The organism is Bacteroidota bacterium (assembly GCA_036522515.1).
Classification (GTDB): domain Bacteria; phylum Bacteroidota; class Ignavibacteria; order UBA10030; family SZUA-254; genus VBOC01.
In genome coordinates, this window is sequence record DATDFQ010000061.1 from 101,581 (window position 1) to 120,241 (window position 18,661).

The 18,661-nt window shown below is 60.8% G+C and carries 16 protein-coding genes; 11 read left to right on the plus strand and 5 right to left on the minus strand.

Going from position 1 to position 18,661, the window contains the following annotated elements; translation table 11 throughout:
• Positions 1–13 precede the first annotated feature (13 nt).
• The 5 genes from VI215_13550 to VI215_13570 form a co-directional block, all read right to left on the minus strand.
• Positions 14–973, minus strand: a complete 960-nt coding sequence (locus VI215_13550) for an ion channel (protein HEY6193342.1) — start codon at positions 971–973, stop codon at positions 14–16.
• 3 nt (positions 974–976) lie between these two features.
• On the minus strand, positions 977–1,915 hold the full coding sequence (locus VI215_13555) for a DUF1684 domain-containing protein (GenBank protein HEY6193343.1): 939 nt from the start codon (positions 1,913–1,915) through the stop codon (positions 977–979).
• A gap of 33 nt (positions 1,916–1,948) precedes the next feature.
• Positions 1,949–2,284 carry a DUF971 domain-containing protein gene (locus VI215_13560; GenBank protein ID HEY6193344.1) on the minus strand — a complete coding sequence of 112 codons (336 nt, stop codon included), beginning with the start codon at positions 2,282–2,284 and terminating at the stop codon, positions 1,949–1,951.
• A 52-nt stretch (positions 2,285–2,336) separates the two neighbouring features.
• Positions 2,337–3,026, minus strand: a complete 690-nt coding sequence (locus VI215_13565) for an FKBP-type peptidyl-prolyl cis-trans isomerase (GenBank protein HEY6193345.1) — start codon at positions 3,024–3,026, stop codon at positions 2,337–2,339.
• A 306-nt stretch (positions 3,027–3,332) separates the two neighbouring features.
• Positions 3,333–3,965 (minus strand): hypothetical protein, encoded by a 633-nt coding sequence (locus VI215_13570; GenBank protein ID HEY6193346.1) that lies wholly within the window; start codon positions 3,963–3,965, stop codon positions 3,333–3,335.
• 466 nt (positions 3,966–4,431) lie between these two features.
• Here VI215_13570 and VI215_13575 point away from each other — a divergent pair, with 466 nt between their 5' ends.
• From VI215_13575 to uvrB, 11 genes are all read left to right on the plus strand, one after another.
• Positions 4,432–5,403, plus strand: coding sequence for a nucleoside recognition domain-containing protein (locus VI215_13575; protein HEY6193347.1), 972 nt, complete (start codon positions 4,432–4,434; stop codon positions 5,401–5,403).
• 5 nt (positions 5,404–5,408) lie between these two features.
• Positions 5,409–5,954 carry a spore maturation protein gene (locus tag VI215_13580; protein ID HEY6193348.1) on the plus strand — a complete coding sequence of 182 codons (546 nt, stop codon included), beginning with the start codon at positions 5,409–5,411 and terminating at the stop codon, positions 5,952–5,954.
• A gap of 256 nt (positions 5,955–6,210) precedes the next feature.
• Positions 6,211–7,122, plus strand: coding sequence for a proline dehydrogenase family protein (locus tag VI215_13585; GenBank protein HEY6193349.1), 912 nt, complete (start codon positions 6,211–6,213; stop codon positions 7,120–7,122).
• A 37-nt stretch (positions 7,123–7,159) separates the two neighbouring features.
• Positions 7,160–9,133, plus strand: a complete 1,974-nt coding sequence (locus tag VI215_13590; protein HEY6193350.1) for an oligopeptide transporter, OPT family — start codon at positions 7,160–7,162, stop codon at positions 9,131–9,133.
• Positions 9,134–9,158: 25 nt separating this feature from the next.
• A complete protein-coding gene (locus tag VI215_13595) occupies positions 9,159–10,616 on the plus strand; it encodes an aminoacyl-histidine dipeptidase (GenBank protein HEY6193351.1) in 1,458 nt (485 codons plus the stop codon).
• A 101-nt stretch (positions 10,617–10,717) separates the two neighbouring features.
• Positions 10,718–11,230, plus strand: coding sequence for a hypothetical protein (locus VI215_13600; protein ID HEY6193352.1), 513 nt, complete (start codon positions 10,718–10,720; stop codon positions 11,228–11,230).
• Positions 11,231–11,241: 11 nt separating this feature from the next.
• On the plus strand, positions 11,242–13,413 hold the full coding sequence (locus VI215_13605; protein HEY6193353.1) for an oligopeptide transporter, OPT family: 2,172 nt from the start codon (positions 11,242–11,244) through the stop codon (positions 13,411–13,413).
• 26 nt (positions 13,414–13,439) lie between these two features.
• Positions 13,440–13,835, plus strand: coding sequence for a DUF2203 domain-containing protein (locus VI215_13610; GenBank protein ID HEY6193354.1), 396 nt, complete (start codon positions 13,440–13,442; stop codon positions 13,833–13,835).
• Between the two features lie 29 nt (positions 13,836–13,864).
• Positions 13,865–15,253: an efflux RND transporter periplasmic adaptor subunit gene (locus VI215_13615; protein HEY6193355.1), complete on the plus strand. Its 1,389-nt coding sequence runs from the start codon at positions 13,865–13,867 to the stop codon at positions 15,251–15,253.
• Complete coding sequence (locus VI215_13620; protein HEY6193356.1) at positions 15,250–16,470, plus strand: ABC transporter permease; 1,221 nt, start codon at positions 15,250–15,252, stop codon at positions 16,468–16,470. The genes VI215_13615 and VI215_13620 overlap by 4 nt, the downstream gene beginning before the upstream one ends.
• 218 nt (positions 16,471–16,688) lie before the next feature.
• Positions 16,689–18,661 (plus strand): excinuclease ABC subunit UvrB (uvrB, locus tag VI215_13625; GenBank protein HEY6193357.1); only part of this gene is annotated, 1,973 nt, incomplete at its 3' end.

The window sequence follows — 18,661 nt, forward strand, 5'->3', positions numbered from 1 at the left end:
GCAAGCGGCGGTTTTAACCGGCGCCGAGGGGCGCAGGTTCGGTGTCGTGAATGCGCCTCAGATCGATCCCGAGATTCGGCCCGCCCGCGTCGATAAACATGTCGCTGAACTTTGCTCCCCAGATGACCTCGTGATGCTTGTACGAGGAGCGCGTATGCACGGTCTGGGAGAACGTCTCATCGACCGCGGTGAGGAGGACCATGAATTCCGCGTCGGACGCCTCGAAGGCCTCTTTCGTCACGCCGAAGAGAGGGCTTGTGGGATCGATCGGGTGGACGACCACCCAGTGGAGAGGAAAGAACATCACACCGCTCCGCTCGAGCGTGAGAGGATGAAAACGGCGGGTGGAGATGCCGTTTTGAAACTCGGTCCTGCTCAGCACGACGGTCGCCTTCACGTCGATCAGCTCGCTGCTCCGGGTGTTCGCGATCCGGAACTCGAACGCGGTGATGCCCCTGTACGGGGCGATGATCGCATCTTTGCTGAAGATGATTTTTGCCCCGGGCCGGGAAAACCGGGCGAAGAGTATTCCGGTTGCGAGGGCGAATCCGAGGAGACCCGCCAGCGCCTCGACGGTCACCAGGAGGTTTGCCGCAAGCCCCCTCGGGCTGAATACTCCGTAGCCGATCGTCGCGAGCGTTTGCACGCTGAAGAAGAACGCTTCGGTAAACCGTTCGGCAAACGTTACGCCGGTCGCCCCTTGAAGAGCTCCCGGGCCGCAGAGAACATACAGAAATGCAAAGAGGGTGTTCGTCAGAAAGTAGCAGAGGATGAGGAGGAGGATGAACTTCGTCCAGGAGATCGTCAGAAGCAGATGGTATCTGTTCTGGGATTCGCCGAACGACAGGCCGAGCCGGGCTGCGTTGAACGTGCCGTCGCGGTTGAGGAAGCGGACGCGGCTTTGCTGGGCGACGCGCGATCCGAGTCCGAGATCGCTGCTTTCATCCTCCGGCTTTCGGACAGGGGCCGCCATGGGTCAATGCCCGGAGTACATTTTCTCCCCCGCCTCGACCCGGAACGGAAGATGGTTCTGCCGGGGAGGGATCGGGCACGTCGCGAACACCGTGAACACGCAGGGCCAGTTGTACGCCTTGTTAAAATCGAGAATCACCTTCCCCGCGGAGTCGGGAAGCGCGCTGTAGAGCTGTCTCCCCAAGCCGTACGTCTCCTTGCCCGCCGTGGCATCGCTGAACATGATGAAGAGCTGGTTCTCGTTGCCTGTCTCGATCACGGGCTCCAGCCGGTATTCCTTCCCCTCCACGCTGAACACGATCGCGCCCGGACAGGTATCGTTCTCGGTTGTCCCGATCATCGTCGCGATGGGAATGATTTTCGGAGGGCGGTAGGGCTCGAAGCGGGCTTCAAACCGCCACTTCGGATCGGCCGGAAAGTATTCGAGGCCCTTGAAGTTCACGCGCGCGGGATTCTCCTTGTCCTTCACCCGCACGCCGATCTTGTCCGAGCGCTTGATGGTGTAAAAGCTGAGCGAGCCGAGTGTGATCACCGTGGGTTCCTCATCGTCCGACTTGAGCGCCATCGAGGTCACGACCGAGTCATGGTACTTGAGCCCGGATCCCGGACGGGCTTGCAGCCGGAGAGCCCCATGTTCGAGCCAGATCGATCCGGCGACCGCCGGCGCCTTGCCGGCAGGGAGGATGACCGTATTCGTGGAGTCGCTCCCGAGCTTGTTCTCCCCCTCTTTAAGCCAGGAGAGGCCGCAAAGGGTCAACCAGCCGTCGTCGCGAGTCAACCGCGTAAGCCGCGTCGACTGCCACTCCTGAATTTCCTTCCGGAAGGCGGCGGGATCGGGCCCGCTTGCCGGTTGGGTACAACCTTCGCATACGAGGAACAAGAGGAGAACCAGGGCTGCGGACCAGGCGAAGGAGCGGCAAAAAATCGACGGCCTTTGTTTCATCGCTGACCTATTGGAGAAAAAAAGTCTCTGAGTCTATTCCCTGTGCGTTTCCGCGGGCGAGTGCTCGGGGCACCCGCACTTCCTGAGCAGAAGCTCCCATGTATAAATCCCGGTGGCATGGCCGTCCCCCCAGTGAAGTTGAATTGCGTACGACCCGACCAGTTGGATCTCCTTCAGATCGTAACGCCCGGCGACGGTGCGGTCGGGTTCCGGGGGCCTGTAAGAATGCATGAGGAGCGTCTCGCCGGAACAGGTCGCGCACGGACAGAAATCGCGCAGGTCCTCGAAGGTGTAGGTGCTTTCGTGTCCGTTGTCCCATATCAGTCTGAGCTCATTGGGACTGATCTTCTTGATGCTCCTAGGTTTCATGTTTCCTGGCGGTATCCGCCGGCTGTTACCTTCACATCGGTTCCCCCCGGAATTACTTTACCGAAATCAGCTCGAGTTCGAACACCAGCGTCGAATTGGGGCCGATAAGCGGGCCGGCGGGCTGGTCCGCATAGGCGAGGCTCGGGGGGACGAAGAGTTGCCACTTCGATCCGACCGGCATCAGCTGCAACGCTTCCACCCAGCCCTGGATCCAACCGCTCACGGCGCGGGTCACGGCCTGACCCCTTTTGTACGAGCTGTCGAACTCCGTCCCGTCGATCAGCGTGCCCTTGTAGTTTACCGTGACTGTCTGGCTCAGGGTCGGCTTCGGTCCCGTTCCTGCCTTCATAATCTTGTATTGCAACCCGGAGGCGGTGGTGACCACTCCCGGTTTCTTCTTGTTCTCGGCGAGAAACGCCTCGCCGTCCTTTTTGTTCTTGTCGCCAAGCGTTTTCATCCGCTCTGCCTGCGAGGCCATCATCCGCTGCTGGAGCCCCGCGAGCGCGTCCGTCGCCTGGTCCTCCGTCATCAGGGTCTTTCCTCCGGACATCACATCCTTGACCGCCTGCGTGAAGACCAACGGATCGATGTCGACCGATTGCCGCTTGAAATTATTGGCGATGTTCATTCCGATGCCGTAGCTGACGCTGTCTTTCTGGGTCTTTATCTGCACTTTTTCTTGAGTGTTTCCCTGGCACGCCATCAAGACGAGAGCCATCACGGGAATGAATGCTATTTTCATCAAAAACTCCTTCGGTTGAGTGGATCAGGTTTCAGAAAAGTATGAATCAAAATACCACTTTGGGGAGGATATTCCAAATTCGTTAATGTCATCCTGAGCGTAACGGAGTGAAGCGAAGGATCTCCACACGACGATCTACGAGATCCTTCGCTTCGCTCAGGATGACAAAATTAGGCACCGTGCCAGGTTCGTGGATTTGGTCCGGATATTATACAAGAATCCCGGCCCGCGTGTGCAGGCCGGGATTCCGTTTCAGCATCAGCCCCCGATTGTTGCGGTTGAGATTGAGGGCTTCGTTATCGCGAGTTACTTCCAGCCTTTGTGCTTGCCGTTTCCGCGGCCGTTGCCGTTGCCACGGCCGTTGCCATTGCCATGACCTTTTCCTTCATGGTCCCCCCGCGACCGGAATTTTTCATGGATATCGGCAAAGCTCTCACCGTTCGACCGGTATTTGATCACCTCGGGAGCGCTCCAGCCGTAGCGGTCCTTCATCCAGTGCACGTTCACGGCAGTGACGACATCATTGTCCGAGAACCTTTCCCGGCGGTGCTTCTTCCAGTAACCGTAGGCATGCCCGAAAGGCGGCCCGGAGACGCCCGATTCGTTAATATAGTAGGCGTCACGCGATACGCCGCATCTGTCGGAAATGTCCACCCAGCTGTCTCCGCGGACACGCATCTGACAGATATCAGACGGCGAGTATCTGGAGTGCCGCGCGATGAAATAGACGACAGGCACCTCGTCTTCCGCAATTCCCCGCTCGTGGATGATCGTGACTTCCCGCTCGGGAACGCGGTAGTAGTCGCCGATCGCCATATAGAAATTCTCCACCCTTCCGTTGCGGATGTTGAGGCCCATCGACGTCTGCGCCGCTGAACGATCCGGCGATGACAGCATTGCCATCGCGATGAGCGCAGTTGCGAATAATGAGGTACGCATGGTGTTTCTCCTTTCGTTAGTGAGTGAAACTGCAGAGCTTAAGCCACAAAGCCCATGCCAACGGCGTCCCCTTCGTTCCGGCACTATTATTGAATGAAGGACGTCCTGGAACGGTACCTTCGGAAATCCGGCGACAATCGGCGGATAAAGGCCGGGGATTAAAATATGTTAACCCCAGACTTGCCAAAGGAGAAGGCCGCCGATTGCGTATCCATTAGGTCGCTCTGTCAGGAAAATAGGACGCCGGAAAATCATGCCTGAAATGGGGGATTTTTACGCAACATCTCCCTTTCACCAATAGGCGTCGTCGCGACATGTCCTAGGTCGGGGTTTTTTTAAAAACGTTTTAAGATGCTGACCTGGAGCATGTCAGCATGACGATTTTGGGAGATATTGCGTCAGCCTGCGACAACATTCAAATTTCGAGTATTGACATCAGAGGCGGAATCCGCTATATTGGCACTCGATGCTCAATTATATCTGGCTCGCACTGATTTCCATCGGCGTCGGGGTTGCGATTTGGAGCGACGCCCGAGACCTCTCCGCGAACACCTACCATAACGGACAACAAATCAGCGTCACGATCGAGCATCCCGACCAATGGGATAATCCGGGGCAGGACACCAAAGCTCTCCCGTGCACGCTCATCGTCACGCCGGCCGACTTCAACGCCGCCTACGGCAGTTCGGTGAAAGACACGATCCGGCAAAAGGCCGAATACGTCGCGGGCGCGCTGCACGTGTTTGTCGATGCCAACACGCCTGATCTCTGGAAAGACCTCTTTAAAGCGCAGCGAAACCCCGACTTCCTGCTCGCCCGCGTGGCGTGGCCCAGCGCAAATTCACCGAACCGGATTCCGGAAATCGTCTTCGATCCGGTCAGATTTGTGAAACTCAATGCGGTGACGAACGACGGCATCATCAAGTACGCGAAGACCGCGGTCGAGCTCGCGATCGGGCTGATCGGCATCATGGCGCTCTGGCTCGGGATCATGAAGGTCGCCGAGCAGGCAGGGCTCGTCTCAAAGCTCGCGGGGCTCCTGAAGCCCCTGACCACCCGGCTCTTCCCCGATGTTCCGCCCGATCATCCCGCGATGGGCGCGATGATCATGAACATGTCCGCGAATATGCTCGGGCTCGCCAACGCGGCGACCCCCCTCGGGCTCAAGGCGATGGAGGAACTGAACAAGCTGAACAAAAAGGCGGGGACGGCCACCGACGCGATGTGCACTTTTCTGGTGATCAATACCAGCAACCTTCAGCTCATCCCCGCGACCGTGATCGCGATCCGCGCTGCCGCCGGCTCGGCGAATCCCACCGAAATTCTCGGGCCCGTCATCGTCGCGACCGCCGTGACGATGACCGTGGGGATCACGACGGCAAAGCTCCTCGCAAGGCTTCCGCTCTTCAGGCGGCAGCTCGAGGGGGAAAAGAGCTGACCGGAATGCTCTCGACGTTCGCCGATATCATCACGATCCTCTCGATCCTCGCGATTCCCGCGCTGATCCTCTTCATCGTCCTCTACGGCGCGCTGAAGAAGGTGAAAATCTATGAAGCCTTCGTAGAGGGAGCGAAGGAAGGTTTTAATGTCGGGGTCCGCGTCATCCCGTATCTCGTCGCGATGCTCGTGGCGATCGGCATCTTCCGCGCCGGCGGCGCGATGGAGATTCTCGCTTCGATTCTCTCTCCCGTGACAAGACTCATCGGCATGCCCCCGGAGGCTCTTCCGATGGCCCTGATCCGGCCGCTCTCGGGAAGCGGTGCGCTCGGCCTGATGGCGGAGATCGTCAAGACCCACGGCGCCGACTCGCTCGTCGGGCGCATGGTCGCGGTGATGATGGGGAGCGGCGAAACGACGTTCTATGTCCTGGCGGTCTATTTCGGTTCGGTGGGGATTTCCCGGACGCGGCAGGCGGTCCCGGCCGGGATTGTCGCCGATATCGTAGCCGTCCTCATGTCTGTCTGGGTGGTGAACCTCATATTTCACTGACGGGGCAAACAAACGCAGGCTAAAGCCTGCGCCTACCAAGCCCGAGACATCGGTGGGCGCGACCTTCAGGTCGCGTGCTGTTTAACGCAGGCTAAAGCCTGCGCCTACCGTGCCCGGGACATCGGTAGGCGCGACCTTCAGGTCGCGTGCTTGATTTTAACGGGTGCCTTCCCTATATTCAGCAGTCCGGGCGCGTTTACCATCACATCACATAATTGCGGTCAAAAGTCTGAACGCAGGCACCAATGATGAACCGATGAACGTCCTGAACAAGCTCGTCGTAGCGACACTCCCTGCCGTCCCCAAGCCCATTATCCGACAGTTCGCAAACCGCTATATCGCGGGTGAGGAAATCTCCGACGCGGTCCGCGTTGTGCGGGACCTCAACTCGAAGGGGGCGATGGCCACGCTCGATGTTCTCGGCGAGGACATTCATCTCCGCGAAGAGGCCGCCGCCGGGACCGAAATGATCATCCGCGTGCTCGACACCATTCACGACGGGGGGCTCGACTCCAACGTCTCGATCAAGCTCTCCCAGCTCGGCCTGAAACTCGACCGCGCCTTCTGTCTCGATAATACCTGCCGCATCGCAGCCCACGCCCGCGCGCTCAACAATTTCATCCGGATCGACATGGAGGACTCCTCCTGCACCTCCGACACGATCTGGGTCTATCGCCAGCTTCGCAAGGAATTCGACAACCTCGGGATCGTCCTCCAGGCATACCTGAAACGGACGCGCGCCGACGCCGAGGCCCTGCTGGGCGATGGGTTGAAGAGCTTCAGGCTCTGCAAGGGGATCTACGTCGAGCCGGAGGCGATCGCCATTAAAGACAGGGCCGGCATCAACCGGAATTTCATCGAGGTGCTGGAGCTCATGCTCAGGAGTCACGCCCGGGTCGGTATCGCGACGCACGACGCCGCGCTGGTGGAGGCGGGGTATCGCCTGATCCGCGAACTTCGCGTGCCGGAAGCGGAAGTGGAATTTCAGATGCTCCTCGGCGTCCGCCCCGAGCTGCGAGAACGGATCCTGCGCGACGGCCACCGCCTGAGGATCTATGTCCCGTTCGGGAAACAGTGGTACCAGTATTCCATCAGGAGGTTCAAGGAAAATCCACAGATCGCCGGTTACGTCCTGAAGGCGCTTCTCAACCGCGGTCATCTCAACTAATCCTATCATCTCCGGGCACTAACGAGAGGAAGGCTCTATGGCTGAAACCAGCACGAAATCAACTCCCGAGTTCAAGCCGTTTATCGCGGCGGAGACGATCATCCCCGAATTCACACCGCGGGCGATCGTACTCGGGGCGTTGTTCGGGATCATCTTCGGCGCAGCGACCGTCTACCTCGCCCTCCGGGCGGGCCTGACGGTATCCGCATCGATTCCGATCGCAGTCCTCGCGATCGCCGTGTTCCGGAAACTCGGCAAATCGACGATTCTCGAGAACAACATAGTTCAGACGATCGGCTCCGCGGGCGAATCGGTCGCCGCGGGCGTCGTCTTCACGGTGCCCGCGTTGATCTTTCTCTCCGGAGGGGAACACTATTTTCAGTACATGCAGGTGTTCACGCTCGCGCTGGTGGGCGGGCTCCTCGGGGTGTTCTTCATGGTCCCGCTGCGTCGCTCGCTCATCGTCAAGGAGCACGGGAACCTTCTCTATCCGGAAGGGACCGCGTGCGCGGATGTGCTGATTGCCGGCGAGAAGGGAGGTTCGCTTGCGAAAAAAGTCTTCGCGGGCCTCTGGTTCGCGATCGGCTACAAATTTCTCAACGAAGTGCTGGGCCTCTGGAAACAGCAGCCGATCCTTCAGAGCGGCGGGAAGAGCACCTACCCGAACGCCACTCTGAACAGCGACATTACTCCGGAATATCTCGGCGTCGGTTACATCATCGGGCCGAAGAACGCCGGAAACCTCGTTTCGGGAGGCGTGCTCTCCTGGCTCGTCCTGATCCCGCTCCTTTCGCTCTTCGTTTCTGACGACCGGGTGATCGCGGACCTCAAGGCGCTGAGTTTCACCGACGCCTGGATCGCGGGACATTCCCATGCGGACTGGTTTTACCGGGCGTATATCCGGTATATCGGCGCCGGGGCCGTCGCGGCGGCGGGAATCATCACGCTGGCGCGCAGCCTTCCGACGATCGTCTCCTCCTTCAAGGACAGTCTTGCCGATTTGCGCGGCGGTTCGGCCGGAGCGGCATCCCAGGTGCGGACTGCGCGCGACATCCCTATCACATGGGTGGTCGGCGGCTCGCTCCTTCTCGTCGTCATCATGGCGGTCCTTCCGAACATGCCCGGGACATTCCCCGGGTCGTTGATCATGTCGGTGCTGATCGTCGTCTTCGGGTTCTTTTTCGTCACCGTTTCAAGCCGGATCGTCGGGATCATCGGCTCTTCGTCGAACCCGATCTCCGGCATGACGATCGCGACGCTGATGGCGACGTGCCTCATCTTCGTGGCGATCGGATGGACGGGAGCGGAATACCAGGCGGTCGCGCTTCTCATCGGATCGACGGTGTGCATCGCCGCCGCGAACGCCGGGGCGACGTCGCAGGATCTGAAGACCGGTTACCTCGTCGGCTCGACGCCGATCAAACAGCAGATCGGATTGCTGATCGGCGTGCTCGCCTCCACCGCGGCGATCGGCGTGACGCTTTTTATCATGGACAAATCGGTCCCGGGCGAGATCCACGGCATCGGTTCCGCAAAACTCTCCGCTCCGCAGGCGACGCTGATGGCGACGATCATCAAGGGCCTCCTTGCGCAGCAACTTCCCTGGGGGCCGGTCTTCGTCGGGGTCTTTGCGACGATCGTGATCGAGCTCGCCGGGGTCCACGCGCTCTCCTGGGCGGTGGGAGCCTATTTGCCGCTCTCGACGACGTTTCCGATCTTCATCGGCGGCCTGATGCGGGTGCTCTCTGAAAAGATCTCCGGCAAACACGAAGAAAGTGAAATCGGTCCGGGGATGCTCTATTCGACCGGTCTGGTCGCGGGCGGCTCGCTCGCCGGCATAGCGATCGCGATCCTCATCGGCTTTGGGGGCGACCTCGGCGATACCCTGAACATCGGCAAGAACTACTTCGACAAGCTCGGTTTGGGGGGAGACCTCATTGCGGCGGCAGCGTTCGGTATCATGTGCCTCTTCCTTGTCCGTGCCGCCACAAGCAAGAGCGAACTCGCATAACAGCAATCATCAGGAGAAACCGTCTGTGTCGGATGCCATCAGGGGCCTGAAGCCCGAGCTTGTCTGGAAATACTTCGCGGAGATCTCCCGCATCCCCCGTTGCTCCAAGCACGAGGGCGCGATCGCGGAGTACGTCATCGATACCGCCAAGAGGCTCGGGTTGCAGGCGATGCAGGACCGGACCGGCAATATCGTGGTGAAGAAATCCGCCTCCGCGGGCCTCACGCGGGCCCGGGGCGTCGTGCTTCAGGGCCACCTCGACATGGTCTGCGAAAAGAACGCCGACAAGGTGCACGATTTCACCACCGATCCGATCGTCCTCGTGCGGAAGGACAACGTCGTGATGGCGGACGGGACGACGCTCGGCGCCGATAACGGCGTCGCGGTGGCGACGAATCTCGCGCTCATGGAGGACAACACCATCGAGCACGGCCCGCTCGAATTCCTCTTCACCATCGACGAGGAGACCGGCCTGACCGGCGCGGCCGGCCTCACCGCCGATTTTCTCGACGGCAAGATTCTTCTCAACCTCGACTCGGAGGAGGAGGGCTCGCTCTACGTCGGGTGCTCGGGGGGAAAGGACACGGTCGGAACCTGGCGCGTGAAGTTTGAAGCTCCGCCAGAAGGCTCCGTCGCCTGCCGCGTGGCTGTGAGCGGCCTGAAGGGCGGGCATTCCGGGCTGGAAATCGACAAGGGGAGGGGGAACGCGATACGAATCCTGAACCGGGTCCTTCTCCGGTTGAACCCTCTCGGCGCGCGGCTCGCGTCGATCGACGGCGGAAACAAGCGCAACGCGATCCCGCGCGAGTGCGCGGCGGTAGTGTTCCTCCCGAAGAAAAAACTCGCGGAAGCCGACGCCGCCGTGAAGTATTCGAACGTCACGCTGAAGGGGGAACTGGCATCGGTCGACCCCGACCTCACGGTCGCCCTCTCGGAGCTCCCGGCCCAGGCGAAATCGAAGGTGATCACGAAAGCCGAGCAGGATTCGATCCTGAAGGCGATCTCGGCTCTCCCCCACGGCGTCCTCAAGATGAGCGCCGACATTCCGGGACTCGTGGAGACGTCGACGAACGTCGCGGTCGTCAACACCGGCGCAAAGGGTGTCGCACTGGCGACAAGCCAGCGGAGTTCCGTCGCTTCCGAGCTCGACGAAGCCGTGCTGACCGTCCAATCCATTTTCGAGCTCGCAGGCGCGACCGCCGAGGTTTCGGACGGGTACCCCGGGTGGAAGCCGAACATGAATTCGCAGGTCCTGAAGCTCTGCAAGGAAACGTACAAGTCTCTCTTCGGGAAGGAAGCCAGCGTCAAGGCGATCCACGCCGGGCTCGAATGCGGGATCATCGGGGAACGGGTCCCGGGAATGGACATGATTTCGTTCGGCCCGACGCTGGAGGGGGTCCATTCGCCGGACGAAAAAATCTATATCGATTCGGTCGAGAGATTCTGGAAATTCCTTCTCGCGATACTCAAGAACGTTCCCTGATCCCCTGCTCCGCGACGTTCCGGTCCCCGCTCCCCGGGTTCGGCACACGCACGCGCCCGGCCGGCACCACACTCATCATCACTTATCGACGGAGGTACCATATGAAAACCACATTCCTTGCGGCTCTGCTTGCGGTCTGCTCCCTGACGCTCCGGGCGGGGACGCCCCCCGATAACGCCAGGACCGTTCCTGCGTTTGAGAGGCTCAAGTCCCTCGTCGGCACATGGCAGGGAAAGGATGAGGAGGGAAAGCCGGTGACGATCACCTACAAGATGGTATCCGCCGGGACCTCGCTCATGGAGACGCTCGACATGGCGGAGAACAAAGAGGCCATGATCACCATGTATCATCCCAACGGCGACAAGGTGATGATGACGCACTACTGTTCCATGGGAAACCAGCCGCGCATGCGCGCCACGGGCCTCTCGAAGGACGGCCTGAAGATGAGCTTCAAGCTGATCGATGTCACCAATCTCGCGGACAAGAAGGAAAACTACATGCACGCGCTTACGTTCACGTTCAAAGACGCCGACCACTTTTCGCAGCAGTGGACGATGCTCATGGAGGGTAAGACAGAGCATCCGTCGGTCTTCGAGTTCGAGCGTGTGAAGTAGAGGGACTCCCCATGCCTCCATCCACCCCCGGCGCCGCAGGAGACTCTTCGAGCCAGCTTTCCCCCGCGCTCCAGCATTTCAAGCCGTATGTCCCCGCGACCGAATCGCCCGCGGAGGCCACGTTCCGCGCGCTGATCCTCGGTTCGGTCCTCGGAATCATCTTCGGGGCTGCCTCGGTCTACCTCGGCCTGAGAGTCGGATTGACGACATCCGCGTCGATTCCGATCGCCGTCATGTCGATCACGATTCTCAAGAAACTCGGCAAATCGACGATCCTTGAGAACAACATCGTCCAGACCGTCGGTTCCGCGGGTGAATCGATCGCGGCGGCGGTGGTCTTCACCGTTCCTGCGCTGATCTTCCTGGGGTACGCCTTGAGCGCGTCGCTCACGCTCCTCATCGCCCTGACCGGAGGGGTTCTGGGAGTCCTGATGATGATTCCTCTCCGCCGGTATCTCATCGTCAAGGAGCACGGAAATCTCCGGTTCCCCGAAGGGACGGCCTGCGCGGAAATCCTGAAAGCGGGCGAGACCGGGGGCACGAGCGCCGCGAAGATCTTCAAAGGGATGGGGATCGGCGCGATCTTCAAGATCATGCCGTCGATCTTCGGGTTCTGGAAACCGACTCCCACGGTGGATCTCGCTTCGTACCCGGGCTCTTCGATCGGGATGGATGTGTCGCCCGAACTGATGGGGGTGGGGTATATCATCGGCTGGCAAACCTCCGTGATCATGGCGGCGGGCGGGTTGCTCTCCTCCTTCATCATCGGTCCGATCATCGCCTTCGCGGGCAAGAGCGCGACGGAGGCGATCTATCCGGCGACCAAGCTGATCAGCCAGATGAGCCCGTACGAGATCTGGCGCAGCTACATCAAGTACATCGGCGCGGGGGCGGTCGCGACAGGAGGGATCCTGGGGTTGTTCCGGGCGCTGCCGGCGATCTGGGACTCACTGAGCGCGTCCTTCAAACAGCTCACGGCGGAGCGGCTCGGGAACGGCGGCCATGCGCATATTGAGAGGACGGAACGGGATACGCCGATCAGCGTGGTCGCCTTCGGGTCTCTCGCACTCGTATTTTTCATCTGGCTGGTGCCGACCTTCCGCATGAATCTCCTGGGCGCCGGGCTCATCGTACTTTTCGGATTTTTGTTCTCGGTGGTGTCGGCGAGGATCACCGGGATCGTCGGCTCATCCTCGAGCCCGCTCTCCGGAATGACCATCGCGGTACTAATGGGAACCTGCCTGATCTTCCTCCTGGTCGGATGGGGGGGGTCGTCGTACACCTATCTGGCGCTCGTCATCGGCGCCGTCGTCTGCATCGCGATCAGCAACGCCGGGACCACCGCGCAGGACCTCAAGACGGGGTTTCTCGTAGGCTCCACGCCGCGCGCCCAGCAACTCGGGCTCCTGATCGGCGTCGTGACCTCCGCCTCCGTCGTCGGGTACACGATGATTCTTCTCAACACGAGCCAGACGAAGGAGATCGCGCTCGACAAACCGTTTCCTCCCCCGGCCGCCGCGATGCAACATGCGGAACCGATCGAAGCGCGCGACGGAAAGTCGTACCTGCTCGCGAAGGTGAGCGGGGTCGAGGGGGTGGAGCCCGGCAATTATCTCGTCGACCAGCAATCGGGCCTCGCGGTCAAGCGGCGGATCGACGGGATCGGGGGCCAGCAACTTGCCGCCCCGCAGGCGAACCTGATGGCCGTTCTGATCGGCGGGCTTCTCGAGCAGAAACTGCCGTGGGGGCTCATCATGATCGGCGTCTGCATCGCGCTGTTCATAGAGCTGATGGGGATGCATTCGCTCACGTTCGCCGTGGGCGTCTATCTCCCTCTCTCCTCCACGCTTCCGATTTTTGTGGGAGGCCTCGTCCGGAAAATCGCCGACAGGGTCTACAAGCGCAAGCCCGACGACATGGAGGAAAGCGAGGGGACGCTCCTCTCCTCCGGCCTCATCGCAGGCGGCGCGTTGATAGGCGTCCTGGGAGCGTTTCTTCATTTCGTGACTCCCTTCGACGACGACGACACGGGCCTGCCGTTGAACCTGGCCTTCGGATACAAGGCGTTTCGTTTTCTGTGGGATATGGATTACCTCTCCGTCCTGATGTTCGCTCTCCTGGCCTACCTGGTTCTGAGGGGCGCCGGCGGGGGAGCCCGCCTCCAATCCGGGAATGAATCTTAGGAAACAGGCGTTTCTCTAAGGGAGACTTGAAAGAGTACCTTCACAAAAAGCATTTCACGCTCGAGCAGGCGAGAAGGATGCTCATGGGAATCACGCCCCTGATCGACGAGCTGGTGGCCCTGAAAAAGAAGCTCGATGCCCGGGGGTTTGACGTCTACCGGCACGAGTATTTCGGCGGGACCGGGCCGAACGGCGAACGGTTCTTCCCCCCGGAACTGGAGCGATTGGTCGAAATAGCCAAGAATCTGGACAAGAAAGGGATATTGATCAAAGGGCTCGACGAAGGATTAATCGATTTTCCTCATATGCGGTCTAATGGAGACGAAGTCTATCTTTGCTGGAAGGTGGGGGAAAGCGACATCCATTCCTGGCACCGGACCCAGGACGGCTTCCAGGGTCGAAGACCGCTGGATGAATTGTAGGCCATAATCCTTTATTCGAACTGAATATCATGAAGAAAATCTATCTCTATGTGCTGATAACGATCGTCGTCCTCGGGACCGTCGGGTATCTCTGGCTCTCAAGTTCGGCCTCAAAGGACCCCCGGTACCGGACCGAGAAGGTATCGCGCGGCAGCGTGGTGATCCAGGTGAGGGCGACCGGGGTCATCAACCCCGTCAAGACCGTTCAGGTGGGGAGCCAGGTGTCGGGGACGATTTCGAAGATCAACGTCGACTTCAACAGCGTCGTCAAGAAAGGGGAGGTGATCGCGGAGATCGATCCGACATTCCTCCAGGCGTCCGTCAACGAAGCCCAGGCGAACCTCGAGCGCAACAAAGCCCAGGTCGACGGGCTGAAGCGGACGTATGACCGGACGGATGAGCTGTTCAAGAAAAACCTCGTCTCTGCGGCGGATTACGACGCGGCGAAGACCTCGTACGAAGGAGCGGTCGCCCAGCTCAAGCAAACGCAGGCGGCGCTCGACCGCGCGAAGGTGAATCTTCTTTATGCGACGATCCGTTCGCCCATCGACGGCGTCATCATTTCCCGCGTGGTCGACGTCGGCCAGACGGTCGCAGCGAGCCTTCAAACCCCCACGCTTTTTTCGATCGGCAACGATCTGACGCACATGCAGGTTGAGGCGAGCGTCGACGAAGCCGACATCGGACAGATCAAGGAATCAGAGCGCGTGACGTTCACCGTCGACGCGTATCCAGACGAGCAATTTCGCGGCAGCGTCTCGCAGGTCCGGCTCGCTCCGGTGACCGTGCAGAATGTGGTGACGTACACCGTCGTGATCGACGTTCCGAATCCCGATTTGAAACTCCGGCCCGGCATGACTGCGACCGTGTCAATATTGATCGACAGGCGGGACAACGCCCTCCGCATCCCGACGCTCGCGCTGCGGTTCCAACCCCCCTCCGACGCCGTGCCGAAATCCGCGGAGCCGGCGGCTTCGATGAGCGGAGGACAGCCGGATACAGGACGACAGCAGGGCGGCCAGCGCCAGGGGATGCAAGGCCAGGGTGAACGGAACCAGGGTGGCCAGGGCCAGGGCGGCAGGCCCGGAGGCGGCGAAGGACGGCAGCAAGGCGGTCAGAGAGGCGCGTGGGCAAACCGCGGCGGCGACGGCTCGAAGGAATCCCGGGCGCCGCGGACGCAGCAGATCTGGGTGCTCGATGCCGACAGGAACCTCAAGTCCGTGACGGTGACTCTCGGGCTCAATGACAACCGGTATGTAGAGCTTGCGGGCGGAGAACTCAAGGAAGGCGACGAAGTCGTAATCGGATTCGCAGCCGCCGAGACCGCGAGCGCCCCCAACCAACAGAATAATCCTTTTGGCCCGCGCGGAATGGGCGGACCCGGAGGCGGCGGCGGCGGAGGCGGCCGCGGCAGATGATGCGTCTAATCGAAATACTAAGGATCTCGTTCGACTCGCTGCTCCGGCAGAAGATGCGGTCGCTTCTGACGATGCTCGGCATTATCATTGGCGTCGGCGCGGTGATCGCGATGGTGGCGATCGGCCAGGGCGCGCAGACCTCGGTTGAAGCACAAATCAGCAGTCTCGGGACGAACGTGTTGATGGTGTTTCCCGGGACGACCACCAGAGGCGGGATCATGGCGGGCGCCGGCACCGGCACGTCGCTGACCGAAGAGGATGCCCAGGCCGCGAAGGAGCAATGCCCCGCCGTAGCCTACGTCAGCCCGCTTCTGCGGAGCGGCGGACAGATCGTCTACGGAAACGTCAACTGGGGAACGGTTCTCCAGGGGGGGACGGTCGATCTTTTCTCGATCAGGGATTGGCAGGTCGCCTCCGGCGAGTTTTTTACCGACCAGGACGTACGCGCCGCGACGAAAGTCTGCATGATCGGCCAGACGATCGTCCAACAGCTTTTTGATAACGCCGATCCGATCGGTCAGACGCTCAGGATCCGCAACACCCCCTTCAAGGTCCTCGGCACCCTGAAAGCAAAGGGACAGAATGCGATGGGTCAGGACCAGGACGATCTGATCATCATGCCCTACACGACGCTCCAGAAGAGGCTGATGGGAAATACACGGAGCTGGGGCTTCCTCGCTTCGGCGGTGACCAAGGCTCAGATTCCCGAGGCGCAACAGGAGATGACGGATCTGCTTCGAGCGCGCCACAAGCTCGGCGCATCGGACGACAACGATTTCACCATCCGGACCCAGACCGAAATCGCGGACGCCCAGACCCAGACCACCCGCATCATGACGACGCTCCTCGCAAGCATCGCGTCCGTCTCGCTGATCGTCGGGGGAATCGGGATCATGAACATCATGCTGGTCTCCGTGACCGAGAGGACGCGGGAGATCGGCGTTCGCATGTCGATCGGGGCCCGGAAGGTCGACATCCTGACGCAATTTCTGATGGAAGCGCTCGTTCTGAGCGTGCTGGGAGGGCTGCTCGGGATCGGGTTGGGCGTGGGCGGCTCCGGACTCATATCGAAGATCGCCGGCTGGCCCACGTTCATCACGGCGAACTCCATCATCCTGGCGGTTTTTTTCTCGATGCTCGTCGGCGTCTTCTTCGGATTCTATCCCGCCCGGAAAGCATCCCTCCTCCATCCCATCGACGCCCTGAGATATGAGTAGCTCGATTGTCATCCTGAGCGCAGCGAAGGATCTCCGTCCCTCCGTGCGCTAGATCCTTCGGTCGCTCCGCTCCCTCAGGATGACATGCCGTCTCTCGTTCCCACGCTCTGCGTGGGAACGCATACCGCGGCGCTCCGCGCCGCACCCACCGGGGACGCAGAACGTTCCGGTGCCCGTTCCCCGTTGAAATCCTCCCGATAATTCCATAGATTTCACCCATGCCGTACCATCTCGTCTCCCCCTTTCAGCCCGAAGGCGATCAGCCGGAAGCGATCCGGCAATTGACCGAAGGCGTTCTCCGCAACGACCGGTACCAGACCCTCATGGGCGTGACCGGCAGCGGGAAGACCTTCACGATCTCCAACCTGATCAGGGAGATCAACAAGCCCGTCCTGGTGATGTCGCATAACAAGACCCTCGCCGCCCAGCTCTTCGCGGAATTCAGGGGGTTCTTCCCGCGCGACCGGGTCGAATTCTTTATTTCCTACTACGACTATTACCAGCCCGAGGCGTACATCCCTTCGAGCGACACCTACATCGCGAAGGACGCGTCGATCAACGACGAGATCGACCGGCTTCGCCTCCGGGCCACGGCCGCACTCCTGAGCGGGGACACGAACGTCATCGTCGTCGCTTCCGTCAGCTGCATTTACGGGATCGGGGCCCCGGACGAATGGCTGAAGCAGATGATCCCCATCAGGAAGGGCCAGCGCATCGAGCGCAACGTCCTGCTGCGGAAGCTGCTCGACATCCATTACGTGCGGAACGATTTTGATTTCAAGCGGGGCGTGTTCCGCGTTCGCGGCGACGTCATCGAGATTCTCCCCGCGTACGAAGTGGAGCAGGGCGTGCGCATTCAGCTCTTCGGCGACGAAATCGAGCAGATCGCCTCCATCAATCCCCTCACCGGGCAGGTCATCGCGGAACGGGAAACGGAGATCATCTATCCCGCAAAGCACTTCGTGACCTCCGCGCCGACGCTGGAGCGCGCTCTCAAGGGGATCGAGGAGGAGCTGGCGGAACGCCTCGACTACCTCAGGAAGGTCGGAAAGTTGCTCGAAGCCCAGAGGCTCGAGCAGCGAACCCGGTTCGACATGGAGATGATGAGCGAGATCGGGTACTGCGCGGGCATCGAGAACTACTCGCGGCATATCGCCGGGCGCGCGCCCGGCTCGCGGCCCTACTGCCTCCTCGATTATTTTCCGAAGGACTTCCTGATGATCGTGGACGAATCGCACGTCACCGTACCCCAGATCGGCGGAATGTGGCACGGCGACCGTTCGCGCAAGAATACCCTCGTCGAGCACGGCTTCCGGCTCCCCTCCGCTCTCGACAACCGTCCGTTGACGTTTGAGGAGTGGGAAGCGTCGGTGAATCAGGTCATTTTCGTCAGTGCGACGCCGGGCCAGTACGAGCTCGAGAAATCGGGCGGCGTCATCGTCGAGCAAATCATCCGGCCCACCGGCCTCGTCGATCCCGAGGTCTTCGTTCGCCCCGCCAAGAATCAAATCGACGACCTGATCGCCGAGATCCGGGAGCGCACCAAGCGCAACGAGAGATGCCTCGTGACGACTCTGACGAAACGGATGGCGGAGGACCTTGCGAAGTATCTGAGCGACATCGCCATTAAAGTACGCTATATTCATTCCGAGATCGACGCGCTCGAACGTGTCGAGATCCTGCGCGATCTCCGGCTGGGCGATTTCGACGTCCTCGTCGGGGTCAACCTGCTCCGCGAGGGGCTCGATCTCCCGGAGGTTTCGCTCGTCGCGATCCTCGACGCCGACAAGGAGGGCTTCCTGCGCTCGGAGCGCTCGCTGATCCAGACCGCCGGGCGCGCCGCCCGCAACGTGCGCGGCCGCGTCATCCTCTATGCCGACGCGATCACGGATTCCATGCGCCGCGCGATCGACGAGACCGATCGCCGCCGGCAGAAGCAGCTCGAGTACAACCGCACGCACGGCATCGAGCCGGTCACGGTGAGGAAGAGTGTCGAAGAGATCCTGCGCTCGACGTCCGTCGCCGATGCGATTGGCACCGGCGATCGCGACGAGGTGAGCGGGCTCCTGCAAGCCATCCACGAGGAGGGTCCGGGCCCACTGCTCGCCCGGCTCGAGTACGAGATGATCGAGGCGGCCAAGCGCCTGGAGTTCGAGCGCGCCGCATCGCTGCGCGACCGGATCGACGAGAT